This window comes from Flavobacterium sp. HJSW_4 (assembly GCF_042436695.1).
GTDB lineage: Bacteria > Bacteroidota > Bacteroidia > Flavobacteriales > Flavobacteriaceae > Flavobacterium.
On the sequence record NZ_JBHNPP010000049.1, the window covers coordinates 1 to 22,871 of the forward strand.

Annotated in this window: 21 protein-coding genes; 13 read left to right on the top strand and 8 right to left on the bottom strand. The window is 32.3% G+C overall.

Annotated features, from left to right (window positions below; all coding sequences use genetic code 11):
- A partial coding sequence (locus tag ACE01P_RS23210; RefSeq protein WP_379701439.1) for a hypothetical protein occupies positions 1–382 on the top strand: 382 nt, incomplete at its 5' end.
- A 153-nt stretch (positions 383–535) separates the two neighbouring features.
- Here the strand turns inward: ACE01P_RS23210 and ACE01P_RS23215 are convergent.
- Positions 536–1,216, bottom strand: coding sequence for a DUF4294 domain-containing protein (locus ACE01P_RS23215; RefSeq protein WP_379701440.1), 681 nt, complete (start codon positions 1,214–1,216; stop codon positions 536–538).
- Between the two features lie 81 nt (positions 1,217–1,297).
- Between ACE01P_RS23215 and ACE01P_RS23220 the strand changes: the two genes are divergently transcribed.
- The 6 genes from ACE01P_RS23220 (at position 1,298) to ACE01P_RS23245 (ending at position 10,023) form a co-directional block, all read left to right on the top strand.
- Positions 1,298–2,386, top strand: coding sequence for a M42 family metallopeptidase (locus tag ACE01P_RS23220; protein WP_379701441.1), 1,089 nt, complete (start codon positions 1,298–1,300; stop codon positions 2,384–2,386).
- A gap of 63 nt (positions 2,387–2,449) precedes the next feature.
- On the top strand, positions 2,450–3,130 hold the full coding sequence (locus ACE01P_RS23225) for a response regulator transcription factor (protein ID WP_379701442.1): 681 nt from the start codon (positions 2,450–2,452) through the stop codon (positions 3,128–3,130).
- Positions 3,127–4,488, top strand: coding sequence for an ATP-binding protein (locus ACE01P_RS23230; RefSeq protein WP_379701443.1), 1,362 nt, complete (start codon positions 3,127–3,129; stop codon positions 4,486–4,488). Before ACE01P_RS23225 ends, ACE01P_RS23230 begins: the two co-directional genes overlap by 4 nt.
- 84 nt (positions 4,489–4,572) lie before the next feature.
- Complete coding sequence (locus ACE01P_RS23235) at positions 4,573–5,820, top strand: TolC family protein (RefSeq protein WP_379701444.1); 1,248 nt, start codon at positions 4,573–4,575, stop codon at positions 5,818–5,820.
- A 15-nt stretch (positions 5,821–5,835) separates the two neighbouring features.
- The gene (locus ACE01P_RS23240) at positions 5,836–6,921 is read left to right on the top strand and encodes an efflux RND transporter periplasmic adaptor subunit (protein WP_379701445.1); all 1,086 of its coding nucleotides are present in this window, start codon (positions 5,836–5,838) and stop codon (positions 6,919–6,921) included.
- A 3-nt stretch (positions 6,922–6,924) separates the two neighbouring features.
- On the top strand, positions 6,925–10,023 hold the full coding sequence (locus ACE01P_RS23245; protein ID WP_379701446.1) for an efflux RND transporter permease subunit: 3,099 nt from the start codon (positions 6,925–6,927) through the stop codon (positions 10,021–10,023).
- 166 nt (positions 10,024–10,189) lie between these two features.
- Here ACE01P_RS23245 and ACE01P_RS23250 read toward each other — a convergent pair whose 3' ends face one another.
- On the bottom strand, positions 10,190–10,570 hold the full coding sequence (locus tag ACE01P_RS23250) for an ankyrin repeat domain-containing protein (RefSeq protein WP_379701447.1): 381 nt from the start codon (positions 10,568–10,570) through the stop codon (positions 10,190–10,192).
- 383 nt (positions 10,571–10,953) lie between these two features.
- On the opposite strand from ACE01P_RS23250, the gene ACE01P_RS23255 reads away from it, so the two are divergent.
- Entirely contained in the window at positions 10,954–11,490 is a 537-nt protein-coding gene (locus ACE01P_RS23255) for an SRPBCC family protein (protein WP_379701448.1), read from the top strand.
- 62 nt (positions 11,491–11,552) lie between these two features.
- On the opposite strand, the gene ACE01P_RS23260 is transcribed toward ACE01P_RS23255, so the two are convergent.
- The 6 genes from ACE01P_RS23260 to ACE01P_RS23285 form a co-directional block, all read right to left on the bottom strand.
- On the bottom strand, positions 11,553–11,951 hold the full coding sequence (locus ACE01P_RS23260; protein ID WP_379701449.1) for an ankyrin repeat domain-containing protein: 399 nt from the start codon (positions 11,949–11,951) through the stop codon (positions 11,553–11,555).
- A gap of 148 nt (positions 11,952–12,099) precedes the next feature.
- The gene (locus ACE01P_RS23265; RefSeq protein WP_379701450.1) at positions 12,100–13,230 is read right to left on the bottom strand and encodes a glycoside hydrolase family 26 protein; all 1,131 of its coding nucleotides are present in this window, start codon (positions 13,228–13,230) and stop codon (positions 12,100–12,102) included.
- Positions 13,231–13,261: 31 nt separating this feature from the next.
- The gene (locus tag ACE01P_RS23270) at positions 13,262–14,215 is read right to left on the bottom strand and encodes a phosphoribosylaminoimidazolesuccinocarboxamide synthase (protein ID WP_379701451.1); all 954 of its coding nucleotides are present in this window, start codon (positions 14,213–14,215) and stop codon (positions 13,262–13,264) included.
- A gap of 133 nt (positions 14,216–14,348) precedes the next feature.
- Entirely contained in the window at positions 14,349–15,179 is an 831-nt protein-coding gene (locus ACE01P_RS23275; RefSeq protein ID WP_379701452.1) for a Cof-type HAD-IIB family hydrolase, read from the bottom strand.
- A gap of 160 nt (positions 15,180–15,339) precedes the next feature.
- Positions 15,340–16,149: a hypothetical protein gene (locus ACE01P_RS23280; RefSeq protein ID WP_379701453.1), complete on the bottom strand. Its 810-nt coding sequence runs from the start codon at positions 16,147–16,149 to the stop codon at positions 15,340–15,342.
- A 125-nt stretch (positions 16,150–16,274) separates the two neighbouring features.
- Positions 16,275–17,225, bottom strand: a complete 951-nt coding sequence (locus tag ACE01P_RS23285; RefSeq protein WP_379701454.1) for a PhoH family protein — start codon at positions 17,223–17,225, stop codon at positions 16,275–16,277.
- Between the two features lie 262 nt (positions 17,226–17,487).
- Here ACE01P_RS23285 and ACE01P_RS23290 point away from each other — a divergent pair, with 262 nt between their 5' ends.
- The 5 genes from ACE01P_RS23290 to dnaN all read left to right on the top strand — a co-directional run bounded on the left by ACE01P_RS23290 (position 17,488) and on the right by dnaN (position 22,511).
- Complete coding sequence (locus ACE01P_RS23290; RefSeq protein WP_111423320.1) at positions 17,488–18,315, top strand: S-adenosyl-l-methionine hydroxide adenosyltransferase family protein; 828 nt, start codon at positions 17,488–17,490, stop codon at positions 18,313–18,315.
- A gap of 188 nt (positions 18,316–18,503) precedes the next feature.
- A complete protein-coding gene (locus ACE01P_RS23295) occupies positions 18,504–18,800 on the top strand; it encodes a putative quinol monooxygenase (protein WP_379701455.1) in 297 nt (98 codons plus the stop codon).
- 74 nt (positions 18,801–18,874) lie between these two features.
- Positions 18,875–19,600 (top strand): gliding motility-associated ABC transporter permease subunit GldF, encoded by a 726-nt coding sequence (gene gldF, locus ACE01P_RS23300; RefSeq protein WP_379701456.1) that lies wholly within the window; start codon positions 18,875–18,877, stop codon positions 19,598–19,600.
- Positions 19,600–21,285 (top strand): gliding motility-associated ABC transporter substrate-binding protein GldG, encoded by a 1,686-nt coding sequence (gldG, locus tag ACE01P_RS23305; protein ID WP_379701457.1) that lies wholly within the window; start codon positions 19,600–19,602, stop codon positions 21,283–21,285. The genes gldF and gldG overlap by 1 nt, the downstream gene beginning before the upstream one ends.
- 107 nt (positions 21,286–21,392) lie before the next feature.
- The gene (gene dnaN / locus ACE01P_RS23310) at positions 21,393–22,511 is read left to right on the top strand and encodes a DNA polymerase III subunit beta (protein ID WP_111283020.1); all 1,119 of its coding nucleotides are present in this window, start codon (positions 21,393–21,395) and stop codon (positions 22,509–22,511) included.
- The last annotated feature ends 360 nt before the right edge of the window (positions 22,512–22,871 follow it).

Consider the following 22,871-nt stretch of genomic DNA (forward strand, 5'->3'; position numbering starts at 1 on the left):
TTTCGCTGTTGCGGGTGCAAAAGTAGAACCTTTTTCCGCTTTTCCAACACTTTTCCCGCCCTTTTTTCATTCTTTTTCAAAACTATTTCTTAACTCGCTGGCAACATATTCTTTACGTTTTCATGTTTTTTCAGTTTGCGTAAGGTTTTTCTTTAAGACGGTATGTTTTTGCTGTTTTTCGGGGGCTTCATCTCTCCTTTTCTATTGGATTTTTAGCCTTTGGTTGCGTTTTTTGATGATTTCTTATGCTTGCCAGAGCTTCCTTTCACCCGAAAATCCTCTTCCGAAGACCGATCCCCTAGCCCCGATAGAAGCGGAAATCCTTTTTATGGCGGGGTTCGCCATGAAAAGATTGGAGCGAATAGCGGGAAATAGCTCCTAAATCAAAAATTATAATTCTTCCAAATTGCAAAACTCGAAGAGCTTCGGCTCCGCTCTGCCAGACAAATTACACTTATATAATATGTATATCAAAAAATAACCCGACAGCTTTTGAAAAACTGTCGGGTTTGTATACTATAATATATATGTAGAATTATTTCTTGTTTAGCTCTTTTGCTTTGTGTTGCCATTTTTCTGCTAGATCTTCATAATCTACAGGATTAGCTGGTTTTTGACTTACCAATCGCCCAGATTCAAATGCTCTAACCAAGATTGTTTCTATTAAATAGTCTTCGTTTACATCGTATGGCTTGTATTCTTCTTTTAAACTAATATCAAACAAATTCGCAGTTGTATTAGACACAAAGGCTTTGAAACCGCTTTTCAGTGTTTTTATAAGTTCGTACGTCGTGATTCCTGTTTGGCGATGAACTAGTTTTACTAAGATCTGCCCTTGTTTTCTAGAAAGTTTTTTAAGTCTTTCTTCGAATTCATTATTTAGATAATCTTCTACAATCTTAAAATACTTCTTTTTCTCGCGACTGGTTTTTAGACGCGCCATTCCGTTGTTTAATGCAGTTAATCTTTCAGCTGCTAGTTTAGCGTATGGATATACTTTATATACTCTGTTTTGAAGAATTTGAAATTGCTTCATTTCTTCTGGACTCATCTTCTGCCCTTTTGAAATAATTATTTCTGGGAGTTGAATAGTATCGCCAAGAATGGAATCCTTTTCTGTTAATATATATCCCATTTGCTCATTCTCTTTAGGAGTGACTTGGGCTTTGGAAGAAAAACAAACTAAGAGTAAAAATAAAAAGGTGGTTAGTCTCATTGAATCATAATTTAAGTGTAAAATTATATATTTATACACAACTCTGATACCAAATTTATATTTTAGCGGAAAAATATTTTTATGAGTACAAATTCTATCTTAAATGATACTTCTATAGCGTTCTTAGAAAGCTACCTAAATAATGCTTCTCCTACTGGTTACGAAAGTGAAGGCCAGAAACTTTGGATGGATTATTTAAAACCTTATGTTGATACTTTTATAACTGATACTTACGGAACTGCTGTGGGTGTAATCAATCCTGATGCCCCTTATAAAGTTGTAATTGAAGGACATGCTGATGAAATTTCGTGGTATGTAAATTATATTACGGAAGATGGTTTAATATATGTTATCAGAAATGGTGGTTCTGATCATCAGATTGCTCCTTCTAAAAGAGTAAACATTCATACTAAAAACGGAATTGTTAAAGGTGTTTTTGGATGGCCAGCAATTCATACGCGTTTGCGTGATAAAGAAGAAATTCCTAAATTGAGTAATATCTTTATTGATTTGGGTTGCGAAAACAAAGAACAAGTTGAAGCTTTGGGTGTTCATGTTGGATGCGTGATTACTTATCCTGACGAGTTTATGATTTTAAACGAAAATAAATTTGTCTGCCGTGCTATCGATAATAGAATGGGCGGTTTCATGATTGCTGAAGTGGCTCGTTTGTTAAAAGAAAACAATAAAAAACTTCCTTTTGGTTTGTATATCGTAAATTCTGTTCAAGAAGAAATTGGTCTTCGCGGAGCTGAAATGATTTCACATAGAATAAAACCAAATGTTGCAATTGTTACTGATGTTTGTCACGACACCACTACTCCAATGATTGATAAAAAAGTAGAAGGCGATCTTAAAATGGGGAAAGGTCCTGTTATTGGTTATTCTCCTGCAATTCAGAATAAATTACGTGATTTAATCGTTGACACTGCTTCAGAGAATAAAATTCCTTTTCAGAGACATGCTACTTCACGTGCGACAGGAACAGATACCGATGCTTTTGCTTACAGTAATGGCGGTGTTCCTTCTGCATTGATTTCGCTTCCGCTACGTTACATGCATACAACTGTAGAAATGGTTCATAGAGATGATGTTGAAAATGTTATTCAATTGATTTATGAGTCATTACTGAAAATTGAGAACAATGAAACGTTCTCTTATTTCAACTAAAAATTATATCATACCAAATTCGGCTGTTTCTTGAAATGGCCGAATTTATAAATTTCTCCAAGAATGAAAATATTACTGCTCGAAGACGATTTTACTTTATCTAAAGAAATTTCAGCATTCTTTACCTCAAAGAAGTTCGAGTGTATTCCTTATTATGATGGTTCTTTATTGCTGAAAAAGTATTTTCCATACGAATATGATTTGATCATTTTGGATATCAATGTTCCTGGAACAAACGGAATAGAGGTTTGCAAAGACATTCGTAAAATTGACAACAAAACGCCAATTATAATGTTGACTGCTTTTAGCGAAATCGAAGACAAATTATCTTCTTTTGATAATGGCGCAGATGATTATTTGGTGAAACCATTTCATTTTGAAGAATTATACGCAAGAGTACAATCTCTTTTAAGACGAAAAGAAGTTCCGCAACAGGTAGAAAGCAAAATCGCGATAAACGATTTGGAAATTTTTGAAGAAGAAATGAAAGTTTTTAGATCTGGTGAAGAAATTAAACTTACTCCAAAAGAGTTTAAACTGATTTTAATTTTGGCTCATGCCAAAGGAAAAGTGCTTTCGAAACAATTTATTGCTGAAAAACTTTGGGATTACCATATTGAAACCAATCAGAATACAATTGAAGTTTATATTAATTTTTTAAGAAAGAAAATTGACAAGGATCACGAAATAAAACTTATTCGTACCAAAGTCGGCTACGGCTATTACCTAAGCGATCAAGAATGACATTAAAAAACCGAATATCACTTTTAGTCAGTTTACTGTTTACCATCCTTTTTGGGTTGGCATCTACTGTGATATTTGTTTTGTATTCTAATTATAGAAAAGAAGAATTTCGTGACCGTTTAGAAGTCAAAGCATTGTCTAACATAAAACTGTTAGTGAATGTAAAGCAAGTCGATAATCAGCTTCTAAAAATCATTGACCAAAATTCTATCAATAAATTATACGATGAGAAAACATTAGTTTTTGATTCTAATTATAAATTGATTTACAGCAGTATTGATGATGCTAAAATTAATTGGTCTGTTGATGATTTAAAATATTTAAAGAAAAACAAAACCTTTTTTAAACAGCAAGGAGATTATGAGGTTTATGGCGTTTTTTATGATACAAACGACAAGGATTTTTATGCTTTAATATCAGCAACTGATGATTATGGCAAAAAGAAACTGCTTTTTCTTCGCTATACTTTAATTATATCTTACATCTTTTTTACTTGTTTATGCTGGGTTATTACTTCTTTCGCAGTAAAAAAGGCGATGAATCCGTTGAATGCCTTTCATCAGAAAATAAAAAACATTAACGAAAACAATCTTGACGCCAGAGTTGCATCTAAAAACACTAAAAACGAAGTGGATTTACTTGCTGATGAGTTTAATTTCATGATGGATCGAATTGAACTTTCGTACCAAAAACAGAAAGAATTTACAGCTCATGCCTCACATGAATTAAGGACACCGCTTTCTAGAATGACTTCTCAGATTGAAAACGCTATTGCTGATCCTGATATTAAACCTAAAAATAAAACTTTCTTAAGTAACATATTAGCCGATGTCAATCATTTAGGCGAACTGATTACTTCGTTGCTTATTCTTTCAAAAATTGACAATAGAAACACTGAGAACAACGAAATTCAGCGTTTGGATGAAATTTTATTTTCTTCTATCGAAAAAATCAATAAAACGTTTCCTGATTTTGTTATTCTTTTTGAAATGGAAGAAAGCGATGATTTGGATACTGCCTTAGAAATAAAAGGAAATAGAAATCTTTTAGAAATTGCTTTAACCAACATATTAAAGAATGCCTACATTTATTCAGATGATAAGCAGGCAAAAGTAAAAATAAGCACTGATCATTACCATCTTATAATTTCCGTTTCAAATACAGGAAATACGCTAAGCGAAGAGGAACAGAAAAATCTTTTTGAACCTTTTATGCGTGGACAAAACTCAAAAAAAACTTCAGGTTTTGGACTTGGCTTAAGAATCGTTCATCGTATTCTGAGTGCGCATAGTGCAAATATAACCTACTCAACTCCAAATATTAACACGAATTTATTTCAGTTATTTTTCGATTTATAAACTTTTTTAAGCTATTTTTAAGGTAGATTTTAAGCTCCCCTAAAGCCTGTTGATAGCATATTTGTATAATCCTAAATTAATACAATGAAAAAGTTATTCGCATTGCTGTTGTTTGCAGTTTTAAGTCAGACTGCAATAGCACAAAAAACAGTCACTCTTCAAGACTGTGAAAGCCAATTCTTAAAAAAGAATTTATTTTTACTGGCATCGCAATACAACATCGATGCTTCAAAAGCCTTAACCATCCAAGCTCGTATTTGGGATAATCCGGTAATAAGTGCCGAATTGAATGCCTATAACCCAGAAAGAGATAAGTTTTTTGATGTTGGCAAACAGGGTCAGAAAGTCTTTGGCATTGAGCAACTTATTTATCTTGGCGGTAAAAAACGCAATGAAATAAAACTTGCTCAATCTAATGCGCAATTGGCAGAACTTCAATTTAATGACTTATTGCGTACTTTAAAATTTCAATTGCGTAAAAGTTTTTTCACTGTGTATTACAATTCTAAAAATCTTGAAAATACAGATAAGCAATTGGCTCACATCGAAAACCTGATTAATTCTTATTCTATTCAGGCACAAAAAGGAAATATTCCATTAAAAGATGTTGTGCGTTTACAGTCGTTGTATCTTAATTTTAAAAATGAGCGCTTAGAAGTAATTAATGATAACATTGAAGAACAAGCCAATTTAAAACTTCTTCTGAACGAAACTGAAAACGTAGTTCCTGTTGTTAGCGCAGATGATTCAAACAAATATTTAAAGGTAATTGATTTTGATCTTAAAAGCTTTGAAGAACAAGCCATTGCTAACCGACCAGATTATTTAGCTAAACAAAAAGAAATTGATGCGAATGAACTGAATGTAAAACTGCAAAAATCACTTGCTATTCCTGACATTACTGTAGGAGCAAATTACGATCAAAGAAGTGGTGCTTTTAATAATGAGGCAAATCTTAATGTTGCAATTCCGTTACCGCTTTGGAATAAAAACAAAGGGAATATCAAATATGCTCAAACTATTTTGGAACAATCAAAAGTTGAAAAGCAGAATTTTGAGTTGCAACTTCAAACCGAAATTACTTCTGCATGGACAAAATGGGATGAATCCAGACAAAATTATTCTGTAATTAAACCAACTGTAAATTCAGATTTTGAAGCAGTTTACAACGGTATGCTAACCAATTTTCAGAAGCGAAATGTAAGCCTTTTAGAATTTACCGATTTTATGGAAAGCTACAATCAAGCCATTATTCAATTAAATGAATTGAAGAAAAAAGTGGTAATAGCGGGCGAAGAATTAAACAGTACTATCAACAAAGATTTATTTTAAAAAAAATATAGAAAAATGAAACATATATTATTCCTAGGAATCGCAATTGTAAGTTTATCTCTCACGAGCTGCAAGAAAGAAGTTGAAAATCCTGAAACAAATACTTCTTTTGTTTTAAGCAACGATATGCTAAAAACTACTACAACAGCAAACGCAGAAATGCAACCTCTTAAAAACGAACTTAGTTTTTACGGAAAAATTACTGCTGACAACAATAAAATGATCGACGTTTATCCGTTAGTTGGTGGAAATGTTATGAAAGTCAATGTTGAACTTGGTGATTACGTAAAAAAAGGGCAAGTTCTGGCGACAATAAAAAGTACTGATGTTGCTGATTTTGAAAAACAATCTATAGATGCTAAAAGTGATTTGCTTGTCGCAAAAAACAACTTAAAAGTAGCTCAGGAATTATTTGATGGAAAGTTAAATTCTGAAAGTGATGTTCTTCAAGCAAAATCTGAAGTGAATAAAGCTCAATCGCAATTAAGCAAAATTCAAGAAACGTATAAAATCTATAATATTAAAGCTGGATCTATTTACGAAGTAACGGCTCCAATTAGCGGTTTTATTATCCAAAAAAGCATCAATCAAGATATGTTATTGCGTAATGACCGTTCTGAAAACATCTTCGATATTGCAGAAATCAGCGAAGTTTGGGCAATGGCTAATATTAATGAAATTGACATTAATAAAGTAAAACTAGGAACTGCTGCAGCTGTCACTACTCTAAGTTATCCGGATAAAACATTCCAAGGAAAAGTAGATAAAATCTACAACGTAATTGACCCAGAGACTAAAGCAATGCAGGCAAGAATCAAACTAAAAAATCCTGATTACATGCTGAAACCTGATATGAATGCGAATATCAAACTTTCTTTTAATGAAAATCAGTCTATGATAGCCGTACCTAGTAAAGCGATTGTTTTTGATAAAAGTAAAAACTTTGTTGTTGTATTTAAAGACCGTAATAATATAGAAACGAGACAAGTAGAAGTTTATAGAGTTGTTGGTGATACAACTTACGTTTCAAGTGGTTTAAAAGAGAATGAAAAAGTAATCACAAACAATCAGCTATTTATTTATGGTGCTTTAAATAATTAAGACATGAACAAATTCATAAAAAATATTATTGCTTTTTCTTTAAAGAACAAAGCATTTACCTTCTTTTGGGTTGGATTATTGGCTGTTGCTGGATTTATTTCTTTCAAAAACATGCCTATCGACGCCTTCCCTGACGTAACAAATACGCAAATTATCATCATTACGCAATGGAACGGGAAAAGTGCCGAAGAAGTAGAACGCTTCGTAACTTCTCCAATTGAAATTTCTATGAACTCCGTTCAGAAGAAAACAAGCGTTCGAAGTATTACGATGTTTGGATTATCGGTTATCAAAATCATTTTTGATGATGGTGTTGATGATACATTTGCTCGTTTTCAAGTTAACAATTTACTTAAAAATGTTTCGCTTCCAGATGATGTCGAACCAGACGTTCAGCCGCCTTACGGTCCAACAGGAGAAATTTTTAGATATATTGTAAAAAGTAATAGTAGAGATAGTAGAGAATTATTGACTTACCAAAACTGGGTAATCGATAAACAATTGCGTGCTGTTCCTGGAGTTGCAGATTTGAATGTTTTTGGTGGTCAAACCAAAACGTATGAAGTTGGAGTTGATCCAATTAAATTAGCAAAATACAATATCACACCGCTTCAAGTATTTAATGCCGTTGATGCAGGGAACTTAAACGTTGGTGGAGATATTATAGAAAAAAATGGTCAAGCCTTTGTGGTTCGCGGTGTTGGACTTTTAAAGTCAATAACAGATATTGAAAACATCATTGTTGATGATGCTGGAGGAAATCCGATTTTAGTAAAAAATGTAGCTTCAGTTTACGAAAGCTCAATGCCAAGAGTTGGTCAAACAGGTCTTGATAGTAATGACGATGCTGTTGAAGGTATTGTTGTAATGCGAAAAGGCGAAAATCCGCAAGAAACTTTGGCTTTAATAAAAGCAAAAATCAAGGATCTTAACGATAATGTACTTCCGAAAGACATAAAAATTGAAACGTTTTATGATCGTGATAATCTGATGAATTTCACGACGGAAACAGTTATGCATAACTTATTTGAAGGTATTATCCTTGTTACTTGCGTCGTATTCCTTTTTATGGCCGACTGGAGAACTACTTTTACAGTTTCTATTGTCATTCCGCTTTCTCTATTATTTGCCTTTTTATGTCTTAAAATGATGGGAATGAGTGCCAACTTATTAAGTTTAGGTGCTGTCGATTTCGGGATTATTATTGACGGAGCCGTCGTTATGGTGGAAGGATTGTTTGTGGTTCTAGACCATCGAGCGCATCAATTGGGAATGGATAAATTCAATAAAATTGCAAAAGGAAGCTTGATTAAAAGAACGGGAACAGAAATGGGTAAAGCTATTTTCTTTTCAAAATTGATCATTATTACGGCTTTACTTCCAATTTTCTCTTTTCAGAAAGTAGAAGGAAAAATGTTCTCTCCCCTAGCCTTTACATTAGGTTTTGCATTATTGGGAGCACTTATATTTACTTTGACATTAGTACCAGTTCTTTCACATATTTTGTTAAATAAAAATGTAAAAGAGAAACATAATCCGTTTGTTAATTTTTGGGATCGAATTGTAAGCAAAGGATTCAAATGGACATTCAAACATAAAATACAAACTTTAATTGCTTCAATTGCATTATTAGCCGGGGTTTTCTTTTCTGCAGGTTTCTTAGGAACAGAATTTTTGCCTCAGTTAAATGAAGGAGCATTATGGGTTACTGCTGAGCTACCAATGAGTACATCTCTTCCTGAAAGCGTTAAAACAGCAGCAATAATTAGAAAAGACTTAGAAAGTTTCCCAGAGGTTAAAAAAGTTTTATCTCAAACGGGCCGAAGCAATGACGGAACCGATCCAAATGGTTTTGGTTTCATTCAGTTGCAAGTTGATTTACTTCCAAAAAAGGAATGGAAACGTAATATTTCTATGGATGACCTTATTAATGAAATGGACAATAAATTAAAAGTTCATCAAGGAATTACATATAATTATTCTCAACCTGTAATTGATAACGTTGCCGAATCTGTAGCAGGATTTAAAGCCTCAAATGCGGTTAAAATTTATGGGGACGATTTGAATAAATTAGATCAATTGGCTAATGAAGTTTTGGCTCAGATTAAAAATATTCCAGGGATTAAAGATGCGGGGATTTTAAGAAATGTTGGTCAGCCAGAAATAAGCGTTATTCTAGATCGTGAAAAAATGGCAGCTTACGGAGTAACTTTAAGTGATGCTCAAGCGGTTTTAGAATTAGCTTTTGGAGGAAAAACAGCTACTCATAAATATGAAGATGAAAAAAGATTTGATGTAAGGGTTCGTTTTTCTAAAGAATATAGAAAAGATGAAAAGGATTTGGAAGAGCTAAAAGTTCCTACAATAAGTGGCGTTAAAATTCCGTTTAAAGAAATCTGTGATATTAAAAGTATAACAGGACCAGCATTTATTTATAGAGATAACACCAAACGTTTTATTGGAGTTAAATTCTCTGTTCGTGACCGAGATTTAGGAAGCACAATTGCAGAAGCTCAAGCAAAAGTAAATCAGTTAAAACTTCCTGCAGGTTACACAACAGGCTGGACTGGTGAATTTGAAAATCAAGTTCGTGCAAGTGCGCGTTTGGCTCAAGTAGTGCCAATCAGTTTAATTGGAATTTTTGTACTCTTGTTCATTTTGTTCGGAAACTTTAAAGATTCTCTTCTTGTTTTAGCCAATGTTCCGTTTGCCATTATTGGTGGAATCATCGCGCTTCATATTACAGGAATGAATTTCGGAATTTCTGCTGGAGTTGGATTTATAGCACTTTTAGGAATTTGTATTCAAAATGGAGTTATTCTGATATCCGAATTTCATCATAATCTGAAAGCCAAATTCTCGCTCGAAGAATCTATTTTTATGGGAGTAAAAGCCAGAACAAGAGCCGTAGTTATGACTGCATTAATGGCTTCAATTGGATTACTGCCTGCGGCAATTTCTACAGGAATTGGTTCAGAATCACAAAAACCGCTTGCCATTGTAATTATTGGAGGTTTAATGACAGCAACCGTTCTAACTTTATTGGTATTCCCTATTCTATTTTGGATATTCAACAGAAAGAAGCATGTGCCGATAGAATAAGTAATTAAAATATTAGTTTTAAATCAATTTGTTGGGATTTAAAAAAGGAAGAAGCATCATTTTCGTAATGATGCTTTTTTTATTAGAAAAGATTTCAGTTTAAAGCAAAAAAAAATGACCTTTTGCTCAGAAAGGTCATTTTATAACTCAAAACTTTTTTAAACTGTTATTTCAAATCTTTCAAAAGCGAAATAGACTCTGAAGCATTTGATCCTTGTGCATATTTCAATGCAGTATAACCTTTCTCGTTTTTAGCTTTAGGATTTGCTCCATTAGCCAATAAAACTTTAATAATTTCATGTTTATTGTAAAGTGCGGCGATCATTAACGGAGTTAAATCTTCAGAAGCTAGATTAACATCTGCACCGTATTCAATGAATTTTTTAACCGTTTCTAAATCTCCTTTGCTAATTGCAACATTTAATGGATTAGCTGTATAATCTCTTAACTCAAGTGTGTTTTTAACAATTGAAGTTCCATTTGAAGCCATTGCTACATTTCCGAATGTTACTAAGGCTAGTCCTAAATAAATAACTGATTTTTTCATAATGATTGATTGTTTATTAATTGATTATTGATGATTCAAATTTTCTGATGTAAAAGTAATTTATTTTATCGTATTATGTATTACAAAGTACCATGTTTTAACCAATTCTTAACACTTACTTAATAAAACGATAATTAAAGAACCCAAACGTTACCAAATTATTGGTTTTACTATAATAGACTACCAAAAAAAGAAAATGTTACAATAAATCTTATTTATTTTTAAAATTTTTAAAAACAGTATTATTTCAAACTCATAATTATTTTTTTAAATTTACTATAGCATTAAAAACCAAAAACATAGAAGTTTATTCTGAAAGCACTAATAATAACTGCTGAGCAGAAAATTTTCATTCAAAAACTAAAACCTTAAAACAAATAGCCATGATTTTTATTAAAAGATTACTCATCATTTTAATTTTATTTATTTCGATTGTTTTAATTGCAGCCTATTTTATGCCGAAGGAATATGTGGTTGAAAGGGAAATTACGATCAACAAACCTGCTGATAGTATTTTTAAATATGTCAGATCATTAAAAAATCAAAATGAATTTAGTGTTTGGGCCAATATGGATCCGAAAATGAAAGTCAATTATAAGGGAACTGATGGTGCCGTAGGTTCTGTTTCGTCTTGGGAAAGCAATGTGAAAGACGTTGGGGTTGGCGAACAAGAAATTACAAAAATAACAGAAAACCGACGATTGGATTTTGCACTTCGTTTTAAAAAACCAATGGAAGATACTGCAATAGGTTTTATGTCAACTGAACCTGTATCAGGAAATCAGACAAAAGTAAAATGGGGAATCAGCGGTATAATTCCTTATCCAACAAATATTATGCTTCCGATGCTAAAAATGGATCAAATGATTGGGAATGATCTTCAAAAAGGTCTAGAAAATCTAAAAGACAGAATGGAATAAATTTTTAAAACACTAAAATAAAAAAGTGCAATTCAAAAAACTGAATTGCACTTTTCTTTTTTCTATTTACTACTCTTACGATTTTCTTTTAAAGTCTTCAAAATAGCAATAGAATCTGTTGATTTTGCATACTCCGCATAATTCAAAGCTGTTAAACCATGTGAATTCTCGATTGATGAATCTGCTCCATTCGCAAGCAATAATTTAATAATCTCACAATGATTAAATCTTGCCGCAACCATTAATGGCGTCATATTGTTTTCGATTTTATTGACATTAGTGCCATACAACATAAATTTCTTTACGGCCTCAATATCGCCTTTACTAATAGCCAGATGCAACGGAGATTTTCCATAAACTGAAAATTCTACTTGTTTTTTAGATCTCAATGCAGAATTTGATGCATTTGAAACACTTCCAAAAAGGAAAAATAATCCTAAAATAATTACTGTTTTTTTCATGATGATGATTGTTTGTTAAATGATTGATGATGATGATTTTCCTATTAGACGCTATAAAGGGTAAAATAGTTGCATGATTTTCGGAAAAAAATAAAAAACGCAATTTAGTTTGACCTAAATTGCGTTTTTAATGCATAGAAATAATAAACTAAATCTTAAATTTCTTGCTATAAATATTTTTCAAATCTTTTTCAAACAATGTAAAAGGATCGTTGTAGAATTTTATAAAATCGGTTTCGCTGACTTGTCCAGGAAATGGTGCATAATAATGCGTTTGACTTGTAGTATCATTTCGCCAAACCAAAACATAAGCCAATTCTAGATTTTCTGATTTCAATGTTTTAAGCAAAATATCTGTCCACCAATTCTCATTAGGAATTGATTCTAATCCAGTTTCTGTAAATGCTGCTAATTTTTTCTTTTTAATGGCTAAATCAGAAAATATTTTTAATTTTCTAAAACCTGCTTCAAGATCATATTTTCCATCTCTTCCAAAATCTCCATAATCATCCATCCCAAACATATCAACGAATTCATCGCCTGGATAACGTTCTAAATATTCTTCATCAGAATTAAATTTATTATCTGGAGAAAATGCATAAATAAAATTGTGAACGCCTAAAGTATCTTTCAAATAAGAAACGGTAAACTGCCAAACAGCAATAAAATCTTCGCGAGAAGTATGTGATTTTCCCCACCAAAACCAATCACCATCAAATTCATGAAAAGGTCTGAAAATCATGGGAGAAAGTTTGCCGTCTTTTACTTTCACAGAATGAGCAAAATTGGCTATAGTTTTTAAAATTTCTTTGTATTGTTCGTGATGAGAACTGCCTGGTTTTATCAAAGACATTGAAGCAGTTGAAATTCCGTCTTTCCAATAAAATCCACCATCAGACGCTGGATTATTAAAATGCCAAGAAACCGTAGTAATTCCGCCTCTTTCATAAGTAGCAATTACATTTTTTCGTAATGATTCTTTAGTTTTTTCAATTTGTTCTTTCGAACGACCAGAAAAATCACTAAAATCAATACCGACAACCGCTGGATGCGAACCCGTAACCGATTTTACATCAGAACGATTGGGTTCATTGCTCCATCCATGTCCGTATTCAAGCGCATGTTGATGTCCGAAAAGAATATGTTTTTTCGAAATGGCTTTTAAATTCTGGTACAAATTTTTGGTTTCTTTTGTCGCATTTTTATCAATTTGCGCAAAAAGAAAATGCCCTGTAGTAAGACAAACTAACAGGGCATTTTTTGTTGTTATAAATTTCATGGTTTAAATAGTTAGTTTAAACCCGAAAGTACTATTTTGAAGAAAGGTAATCTAATACATTTTTTTCAATACGTTGATCAATATTGTCAATGTCAGCTTTTACAAATTTTTCTCCTAAAATATTCTCGTACAATTCGATATATCTTTCAGAAACAGACTCGATATATTCGTCTGACATATCTGGAATTACCTGTCCTTCTTGACCTTGAAAACCATTTTCTATCAACCAACGACGAACAAATTCTTTTGACAATTGTTTTTGCTCCTCTCCTTTTTCTTGTCTTTCAGCATATCCATCAGCGTAAAAATAACGAGACGAATCTGGAGTATGAATTTCGTCAATTAAAACGATAACACCGTCTTTAGTTTTTCCGAATTCGTATTTTGTATCTACTAAAATTAATCCGCGAGAAGCAGCGATTTCTGTTCCTCTTTGGAATAACGCACGAGTATATTTTTCTAAAACTAAATAATCTTCTTCAGAAACAATTCCTTTAGCTAAAATATCTTCACGCGAAATATCTTCGTCATGAGAACCATTGTCTGCTTTTGTAGTTGGCGTAATAATAGGTTCCGGAAATTTATCATTTTCTTTTAAACCTTCAGCCATAGTAACACCGCAGATTTGTTTTCTTCCAGCCGCATATTCACGAGACGCGTGTCCAGACAAATAACCACGAATTACCATTTCTACTTTAAAAGGCTCACATAAATGTCCAACAGCAACACTTGGATCTGGAGTTGCAATCAACCAGTTTGGAACGATATCTTGTGTCAACTCCATAAATTTTGTTGCAATCTGATTTAGGATTTGTCCTTTGTACGGAATTCCTTTTGGCAAAACCACATCAAACGCCGAAAGTCTATCGGTTGCTACCATTACCAAAAGTTCGTCGTTAATATTATAAACTTCTCTAACTTTTCCGCGGTAAACTGATTTCTGATTCGGGAAATTAAAATCTGTAGTTGTGATCGTATTGCTCATTTTGTTGTGTTGTTTTATATGAATGCAAATTTAAAATTATTTCACAGAGTTACACAATGAAATTTTAAGATTCAGAAATAAAAAAATCCCTAAATGATTTATTCAGGGATTTTAGTTTTAATATAGTTCTAAATTAGCTGGTTGCTAATTCTTTATCTAAAATTTTAGTCGCAATATATTTCGCAACTCCGTCTTCAGCATTTGTTTGAATTACTTCTAAATCTGAAAGTTCTTCTTTTAGCGAAGCTGGCGCATTCCCCATAATAAGTCCTTTCCCAGAAGCAGAAAGCATTTGAACATCATTATAACCATCTCCAAAGGAAACCGCTTCTTTTAAAGTGAAACCCTCTTTTTCTAAAACTCTTTCGATAGAAACTGCTTTATCGATAGATTTATCCATAAATTCTAAACAAGTCGGCAAACTGAAAGCATGATGCAAATGTTCTGAAGAATTCGCTAAAATTTCATCTTTCAATTTCACTAATTTCTCATGATCTGGACAAGAGAAGAAAATTTTAATTGATGAAAAATCTTCAAGTGTTTTATAATCTACCAATTCTGGATGATATTTTAATTCTTCTTGAAAAGCATTTAATTTTTCATTCCATTTATTGGTTTGCCAAACATTTTCTTTGAATAAAACAACTGTGATTTCTGGGTCGATTTCTACGTTTAAAGCCGCTTTAACCACATCGCTATCCAAATTGAATGCGAAAAGTTCTTCTTTATTTGGCGAATGGATTCTAGCTCCGTTTGAACTTACCAGATAAACCGGAATTTCAAGTTTATCTATAATCCCCATCGCGTCTAAATGATGACGACCTGTAGCTACAACAATTAGATAACCTTGATTGTGAAGTTCTTGAAAAATTGATTTGGTATAATCTGATATTCTGTGTTGTGGGTTGAGTAAAGTTCCGTCAAGGTCACTTACTACAACTTTTATATTTTTAAGTTTTGTCATATTAATAATCAAATAGGTATGATTGCAAATTTACGGTTTTAAGCTCGGAAGACCAAAGTTTAGCAGGTTTGAAAGCTTAAAATAAGGCAAGTTTATTATTTATTTAACTATTTGCTTAAATTCTTAGTTTTTTTTAAAATCAGAGCCGGATATTAAATTTTTATTTTTCTATAACATCTATATAAAAAATTCCACAATAATTAAGATCTTGATTAGGTAATTCAAAATTATTGCCTATATACGAAAAATTAAGCTCAAACTTTTTTACATATTTTTTATTGTTAAAGTCTCTGTACGTCACTTTAAAGACTGGCTTAGGCATTTCATCAAACTCTTCATAAATATTTTCTTTGTTTAAGCCAACTTCTAAATTATGCTTCAAAACAACGTAGTAAGCATATGCACGTGTAATAATTTCTGGAATGGTTTGACCTTTTCCATTTTCACCATTAGCTTCTTGTAATAAAAAATCTATACTTTGCTTTCTCTCTAAAGAGAAATTACTAAAAAAGACCCAAAAATCTTTTTTCTCATTCCTAAAATAAAATCCATCGTTATCATCCTTTAAGACCAAATCTTCAGGTAAATATTTTTTAAGTATTTTCGAGGCCTTCATATAATCAAAATCCCAAAAACCTTCAATATATTTTGCTGTTCCAAATCCTATATTCTGCAAAAGATAGCTAATCAATGGATATTTTTCCCCTTCTTTTCTTTCCTTCTGATTGTTTTGTAGATATTTCCCTGTTACATAAGTAAAGTTATCATTTTTGCTCAGAAAATTCTCTGCATAAAATTTAGAAACAAAACTATCTAAAATGATATCTGGTTTATATGAACTCAACCTCTGCTTTTTAACTTGGAATATTGCTATTATTGCTATAATAGCAGTAAAAAAGGTTGCTAAATCAGATAAGATAGAAAGTATATCTTTTGCCTTTAATAGATCTAAATCAATTACTATATCCATGATAATAAAAATTATTTAAAAAAAATATTCGTTTTGCACCTTTCCTTAAAAACGTACAAAACGAATATTAATAAATGTTAAAACACAATTCACGATTTACATTTAACATTTGACTAAATTTATTTTTAATCGTGATTTTCGATTTGTTTGTAAGCATCGATAACCTTTTTAACCAATCTGTGGCGTACGATATCTTTATCATCCAAATAAATAATTCCGATACCTTCAATGTCCTTCAGAACCAGAATAGCTTCTTTAAGACCTGAAATTGTTCTTCTTGGCAAATCGACCTGTCCAGGATCACCCGTAATCATAAATTTGGCATTTTTTCCCATACGGGTCAAAAACATTTTCATTTGTGAGTGCGTGGTATTTTGTGCTTCATCAAGGATTACGAAAGCGTTATCCAAGGTACGTCCACGCATGAAAGCAAGTGGTGCAATCTGAATAATTCCTTTCAAAATATAATCCTCTAATTTTTCGTTCGGAAGCATGTCACGCAACGCATCATAAAGCGGTTGCATGTAAGGATCGAGTTTTTCTTTCATATCTCCAGGAAGAAAACCAAGATTTTCACCGGCTTCTACCGCGGGACGCGTCAGAATGATCCTTTTTACTTCTTTATCTTTTAGCATTTTAACCGCCATAGCGACACCGGTATATGTTTTTCCGGTTCCAGCAGGACCAATAGCAAAGACCATATCGTTTTTCTTGATCGTATCAACCAGCAATTGCTGATTTGGTGTCATTGCCTTGATAATCTTACCGCCAACACCATGAACTAAGATTTTGTCATGATCGTAAGCTCTTTTATCTTCCTGACCATCACTCATAATTACACGCTCAATTACATTATCATCTATATTGTTGTAACGTGTAAAATGAAGCATTAATCTTTGAAATCTTTTTTCGAATTCGTCTAAAACTTCTTTTTCGCCAAATGCCTTTAAAGTTGTCCCTCGCGCTACGATTTTAAGCTTCGGGTAGTACTTTTTAATGATTTCTAAATGGCTGTCCTGCGCGCCCCAAAATTCTTTTGGTGCAATATCTACTAGCTCGATTATTCTTTCGTTCAAATGAAGTAGTTTTAAATTAAAAATTCCTTTTAATATTTAGTGGTTGTCGGGTCTTTTTTTTAGTCACAATATACTGTCGCAGTTTTCAGTTTTTGTTTTCTAAACTTAAATCCGTGTTACTGAATATTGTAACTTGCAAATGCTGTAAAAATTACAAATTGTCTTTTCTTTCTTTCAATTTGTGTTTACTATTACTAGCTTTGCATTTCTCAAATTTAATGAAATTTAGATTTAAATACTATCAATAGTTATAAACAAAATTATGTCAATAATTACCCTTACTACAGACTACGGCTTAAAAGATCACTTTGTGGGGTCGCTGAAGGGTAAAATTCTTTCTGAAAATCCAGAGGTTCAAATCATTGACATTTCTCATGACATTGATCCCTTTAATACTGCCGAAGCAAGTTACATTATTGGAGCTGCTTATATGAGCTTTCCAAAAGGCACAGTTCACCTTATTGGTGTCGATATTGAACGCAATAAAGAGAACCAACATATCGCTATGCAATGGAACGATCATTACTTTATTTGCGCCGATAACGGAATTTTAAGCATGCTTACGCAGAAAATCGTTCCGCAGAAAATTGTAGCGATTAATATTCACGATCGTTTTCCAATTGAAGCTACAGATTTGGATATTTTTATTCAGGTTGCTTCTCATTTATCTAAAGGCGGTTTATTGAATGTTATCGGAAAAGAAATTCAATCTATTAAAGAAGCAACAGAACTACAAGCTCTTGTTGCTGATGACGGAAATTCGATAAAAGGAAACATCATTTACATCGATCATTTTGGAAACGTTGTAACAAATATTTCTAAAAAACAATTCTTAGAAATTTCGCGCGGACGTCCCTACGAAATCGTGATGAACCCAAAAAGCATCAAAACAATTTTGCCAAATTATTCGGCAATTGCAACTTCAGATAAATATCCTATCAAAACTTATGAAGGAGAAAAATTGGCTATTTTTAACGAAGCCGGTTTCCTTGAAATTGCTATTTTTAGAAGCAACCCTTCTAAAGTTGGTTCTGCAAATAGTCTTTTAGGATTAAATTATCGTGATGTGATTACGATTAAATTTTCTTAGAAAATATTTTTAATTTTAGATTGCAGATTTTAGATTTTGAAACTTCAAATTTTAGAATTTGGAATTTCTCTATTCGAATTTCATTTTTTTATAAAAACAACAATCAAATTTGGTATTTTTGCGCACCTGTAAGACTTTAGGCTTTCAAAAAATCTAAAATCTGAATTCAGAAATCTAAAATAAAAAGAATGTTCATAAGAATAGTAAAAATGAGTTTTCACGAAGAAAAGATTCCCGATTTTTTGGAGAATTTTGAATCTGTGAAAGAGAAAATACGAAACGCAGAAGGAAATCGTTTTTTAGAATTGTATCAGGACAAAAATGACAAATGCATCTTTTTCACTTACAGCTATTGGGAAACCGAAGCCGATTTGGAAAATTATAGAAATTCTGAACTTTTTAATACAGTTTGGGATTTCACAAAAAAATTATTCAATGCAAAACCAGAAGCGTGGAGCGTTGATAAATTAGTAAGCTTAAAATAGTTTCAAGTTTAAAGTTTCACGTTTTGTGGCAACTTGAAACCTGAAACCTGAAACAATAAATAACAAAAACAAGAATGAAATCAATCATTTTACGAGAAATAAAATCCTTTTTTGGCTCTCCTATTGGCTATTTGGTTATTGCGATTTTCTTAATTAGCAATGGACTTTTTTTATGGGTTTTTGAAGGAGATTACAATATTCTAAAAACAGGTTATGCCGATTTAACTCCGTTTTTCACATTGGCACCTTGGATTTTAATTTTCTTAATTCCAGCCGTTACGATGAGAAGTTTCTCTGACGAAAAAAAACAAGGAACTCTAGAATTGTTGTTGACAAAACCTTTGTCAATTTGGGAAATCGTAAATGGTAAATTCTTCGGTTCATTTTTACTAATTATTTTAGCCATTATTCCAACCTTAATTTATGTAAAAGTAATTTCTGATTTAGGTTCGCCAGAAGGCAATATCGATATGGGAAGCACAATTGGTTCTTACTTCGGATTATTGTTTTTAATTGCTTCTTATTCAGCAATCGGAATCTTCACTTCTACCCTTTCAGAAAATCAGATTGTGGCTTTTATTATTGCCGTTTTCTTATGCTTTTTCTTCTATTTTGGTTTTGAAGGATTGAGTTCATTAATTCCTAGATCAAATGGTTTTATTTCAGCTTTAGGAATGCAAAATCACTTTAAAAGTATGAGCCGAGGCGTAATTGATACTCGCGATATTATTTACTTTTTAAGCATTGCAATCGCTTTCTTGTCTTTTACTGTTTATCAATTAAAATCTTATAAAGCTTAATGAAACTCTCTACAAAACATAATTTAAAGACATTAGGCATTACTATTTTTATTTTAGTTGTTTTAAATGTACTTGGAACAATCTTTTTTCATCGTTTTGATTTAACGAAAGACAAACGTTATACCTTATCTCCTACTTCATTAGGAATCATAAAACAAGTTCAGAATCCGCTTTCTATAAAGATTTATATGGAAGGAGATCTTCCTGCAGATTTTAGACGTTTACAGCAAGAAAGCAAGCAATTATTAGAAGAATTTCAAGCTTATAATAAAAATATTGTTTTCGAATTTGTTGATCCGTTAGAAAATGAAGATGAAAGCGAAGAATTGACAAAATCTCTTTTCCAAAAAGGATTAACGCCAATAAACATCACTGTTGACGACAAAGGAAAACAATCTCAAGCAATGGTTTTTCCTTGGGCTGTGGCGGTTTATAATAACAAAGAAGTAAATATTCCATTATTGAAAAATATAATGGGAGCTTCGACTACTCAAAAAGTAATCGGATCTATTCAGCATTTAGAATATTCTATTGCAGATGCAATCAATAAAGTAACTAAAAACAAACAGAGAAAAGTTGCAATCATTAAAGGAAATGGCGAATTAAGAGAAATTCACATTGCCAACATGCTGAAACAAATTCACGAAAGTTATCTTATTGGACCATTTACATTAGACTCAGTTACTAAAAATCCGAATGCAACTTTAAATGAATTAAAAAAGTACGATTTAGCGATTGTAGCAAAACCAACAGAAAAATTCTCTGACGAAGAAAAAGAAGTTCTAGATCAGTTTATTATGAATGGAGGAAAAACGCTTTGGCTGATCGATCAAGCGGCTGCAGACATGGATAGTTTGTACAATGATATGGGAGCGACTTTGGCTTATCCAAGAGATTTGAATCTGAACGATATGTTCTTCAAATACGGATTTAGAATTAATCCTGATTTGGTTAAAGATGAACAAGGAAGTCCAATAAAACTGGCAACTGGAGAACAAGGAAGCGCAACGCAATATCAAGATTTTATCTGGAAATTTGCGCCTCAAGTTTATCCGACAAGCCAACATCCAATCGTGAAAAATTTGGGTGGAATTAAATTTGATTTCGCAAATCCGATCGACACTTTGAAAAACGGAATTAAGAAAACGGTTTTACTGCAATCTTCTCAATATTCTAAAACTGTCGGAACGCCTGTAGAAGTTAACTTGAACATGGTTACGGAGAAAACAACTCCGCAAGAATACGTAAACAAAGGAAACAAACCGTTGGCTGTTTTATTGGAAGGTTCTTTCCATTCGGCTTTTGAAAATAGAGTTTTACCTTTTAAAGACAATTCTTTTACGGCGCAAGGAAAACCAAACAAAATGATTGTAGTTGCTGACGGGGATATCGCCAAAAATCAATTAGACAAAAATATGATGCCAGTTGAATTAGGTTACGACCAAAGAACTGGCCAATTATATGACAACAAAGACTTCATCATGAATTGTATCAATTACCTTCTTGATGACACAGGACTTATTAACATTAGAAGTAAAGATGTTGAACTGCCTTTATTAGATAAAGAAAAAGTTTACGAAAGCTATACGTTAACCCAATTCATAACTATCGGAGTTCCAATTCTAATTTTATTGATCTTTGGACTTGTGTTTACTTTTATTAGAAAAAGAAAATACAGTAAATAGATGTTAATAAAAAAATGTAATACTTTGGATAGTTTAAGATATATTTGTAATCCGTATATTTAGCCCTTTATTTGCTAAAAGATCCATCAAAAAATAAAATAAAACAGATGAAATTTATAGTATCGAGTTCGTACTTATTAAAACAATTACAAGTTTTAGGTAGTGTAATCAATAGTAACAATACGTTGCCTATTTTAGACAACTTTTTATTTGAACTAAACAACAATGAGTTGACGGTTTCGGCTTCAGATCTTGAAACGACTATGTCGGCTACATTATCGATCGATTCTACAAGTAAAGGAAGCGTAGCAGTTCCTGCAAAACTTTTGCTTGAAATTTTAAAAACTTTCCCAGAACAACCGTTAACTTTTACTGTTGAAGATAATAACACAGTCGAAATTAGCTCTAACTCTGGTAAATATGCATTGGCTTACGCTGCAGGAGAAGAATTTCCTAAAGCAGTAAGTTTAGAAGATCCATCTGTAACGCTTGTTCCTGCAGAAGTTTTAGCAACTGCGGTAAGCAAAACTATTTTCGCAGCTGGAAACGACGATTTACGTCCGGTAATGTCTGGAGTATTCTTCCAGTTTTCACCAGAAGGTTTAATTTTCGTAGCAACAGATGCTCACAAATTGGTAAAATATGCTCGTACAGACGTAAAAGCTTCTCAAGTAGCAGATTTTATCATGCCTAAAAAACCTTTAAACATTTTAAAAAGTATTTTAGGAAGTTCTGATGCAGAAGTAAAAATTGAATACAACGATTCAAATGCTACTTTCTCATTTGACAATTATATCTTAATGTGTCGTTTAATCGACGGAAAATACCCGAACTACGAAGCGGTAATTCCAAAAGAAAATCCAAACAAATTAATGATCGATCGCTCTTTATTTTTAAGTTCTGTTCGTCGTGTTGCGATTTTCTCTAACAAAACTACACACCAAATTCGTTTGAAAATTGCTGGAGCTGAATTAAACGTTTCTGCAGAAGACATCGATTACTCAAACAAAGCAGAAGAAAGATTGACTTGTGATTATCAAGGTGATGATTTACAAATTGGTTTCAACTCTCGTTTCTTAACAGAGATGCTTACAAATCTTCAGTCAGACATGATTATGCTTGAAATGTCTTTACCTAACAGAGCTGGAATTTTAACTCCAGTTGATGGTTTAGAAGAGGGAGAAACTGTTACTATGCTGGTAATGCCTGTAATGTTAAATAGTTAACATTAAAGTTTCTTTCTGTTACAGGGATGTTTTTTAGTTTTAAATAAAAGATCTATCATTGTAAAAAAAAAGATATCGCTATTAACCAACCATTTTTTATACCTAGAAACCGCAATTCCTCTAAAGAGTTGCGGTTTTTTATTTGACTTCTTTTTTTGGTTTTGTTTCAGGTTTAAAGTTTCAAGTTGATATGCTTTGCGTTTATTTTTTTAACCGCAAAGACGCAAAGTTCGCAAAGTTTTTTCTCAAAGCTTTGCGAACTTTGCGTTTTTACTAAGTAATCAAAAATAAAAAACCTTGCGAACTTTGCGGTAAAACTACACAAGCCAAAAACTTGAAACCTGAAACCTGAAACAAAAA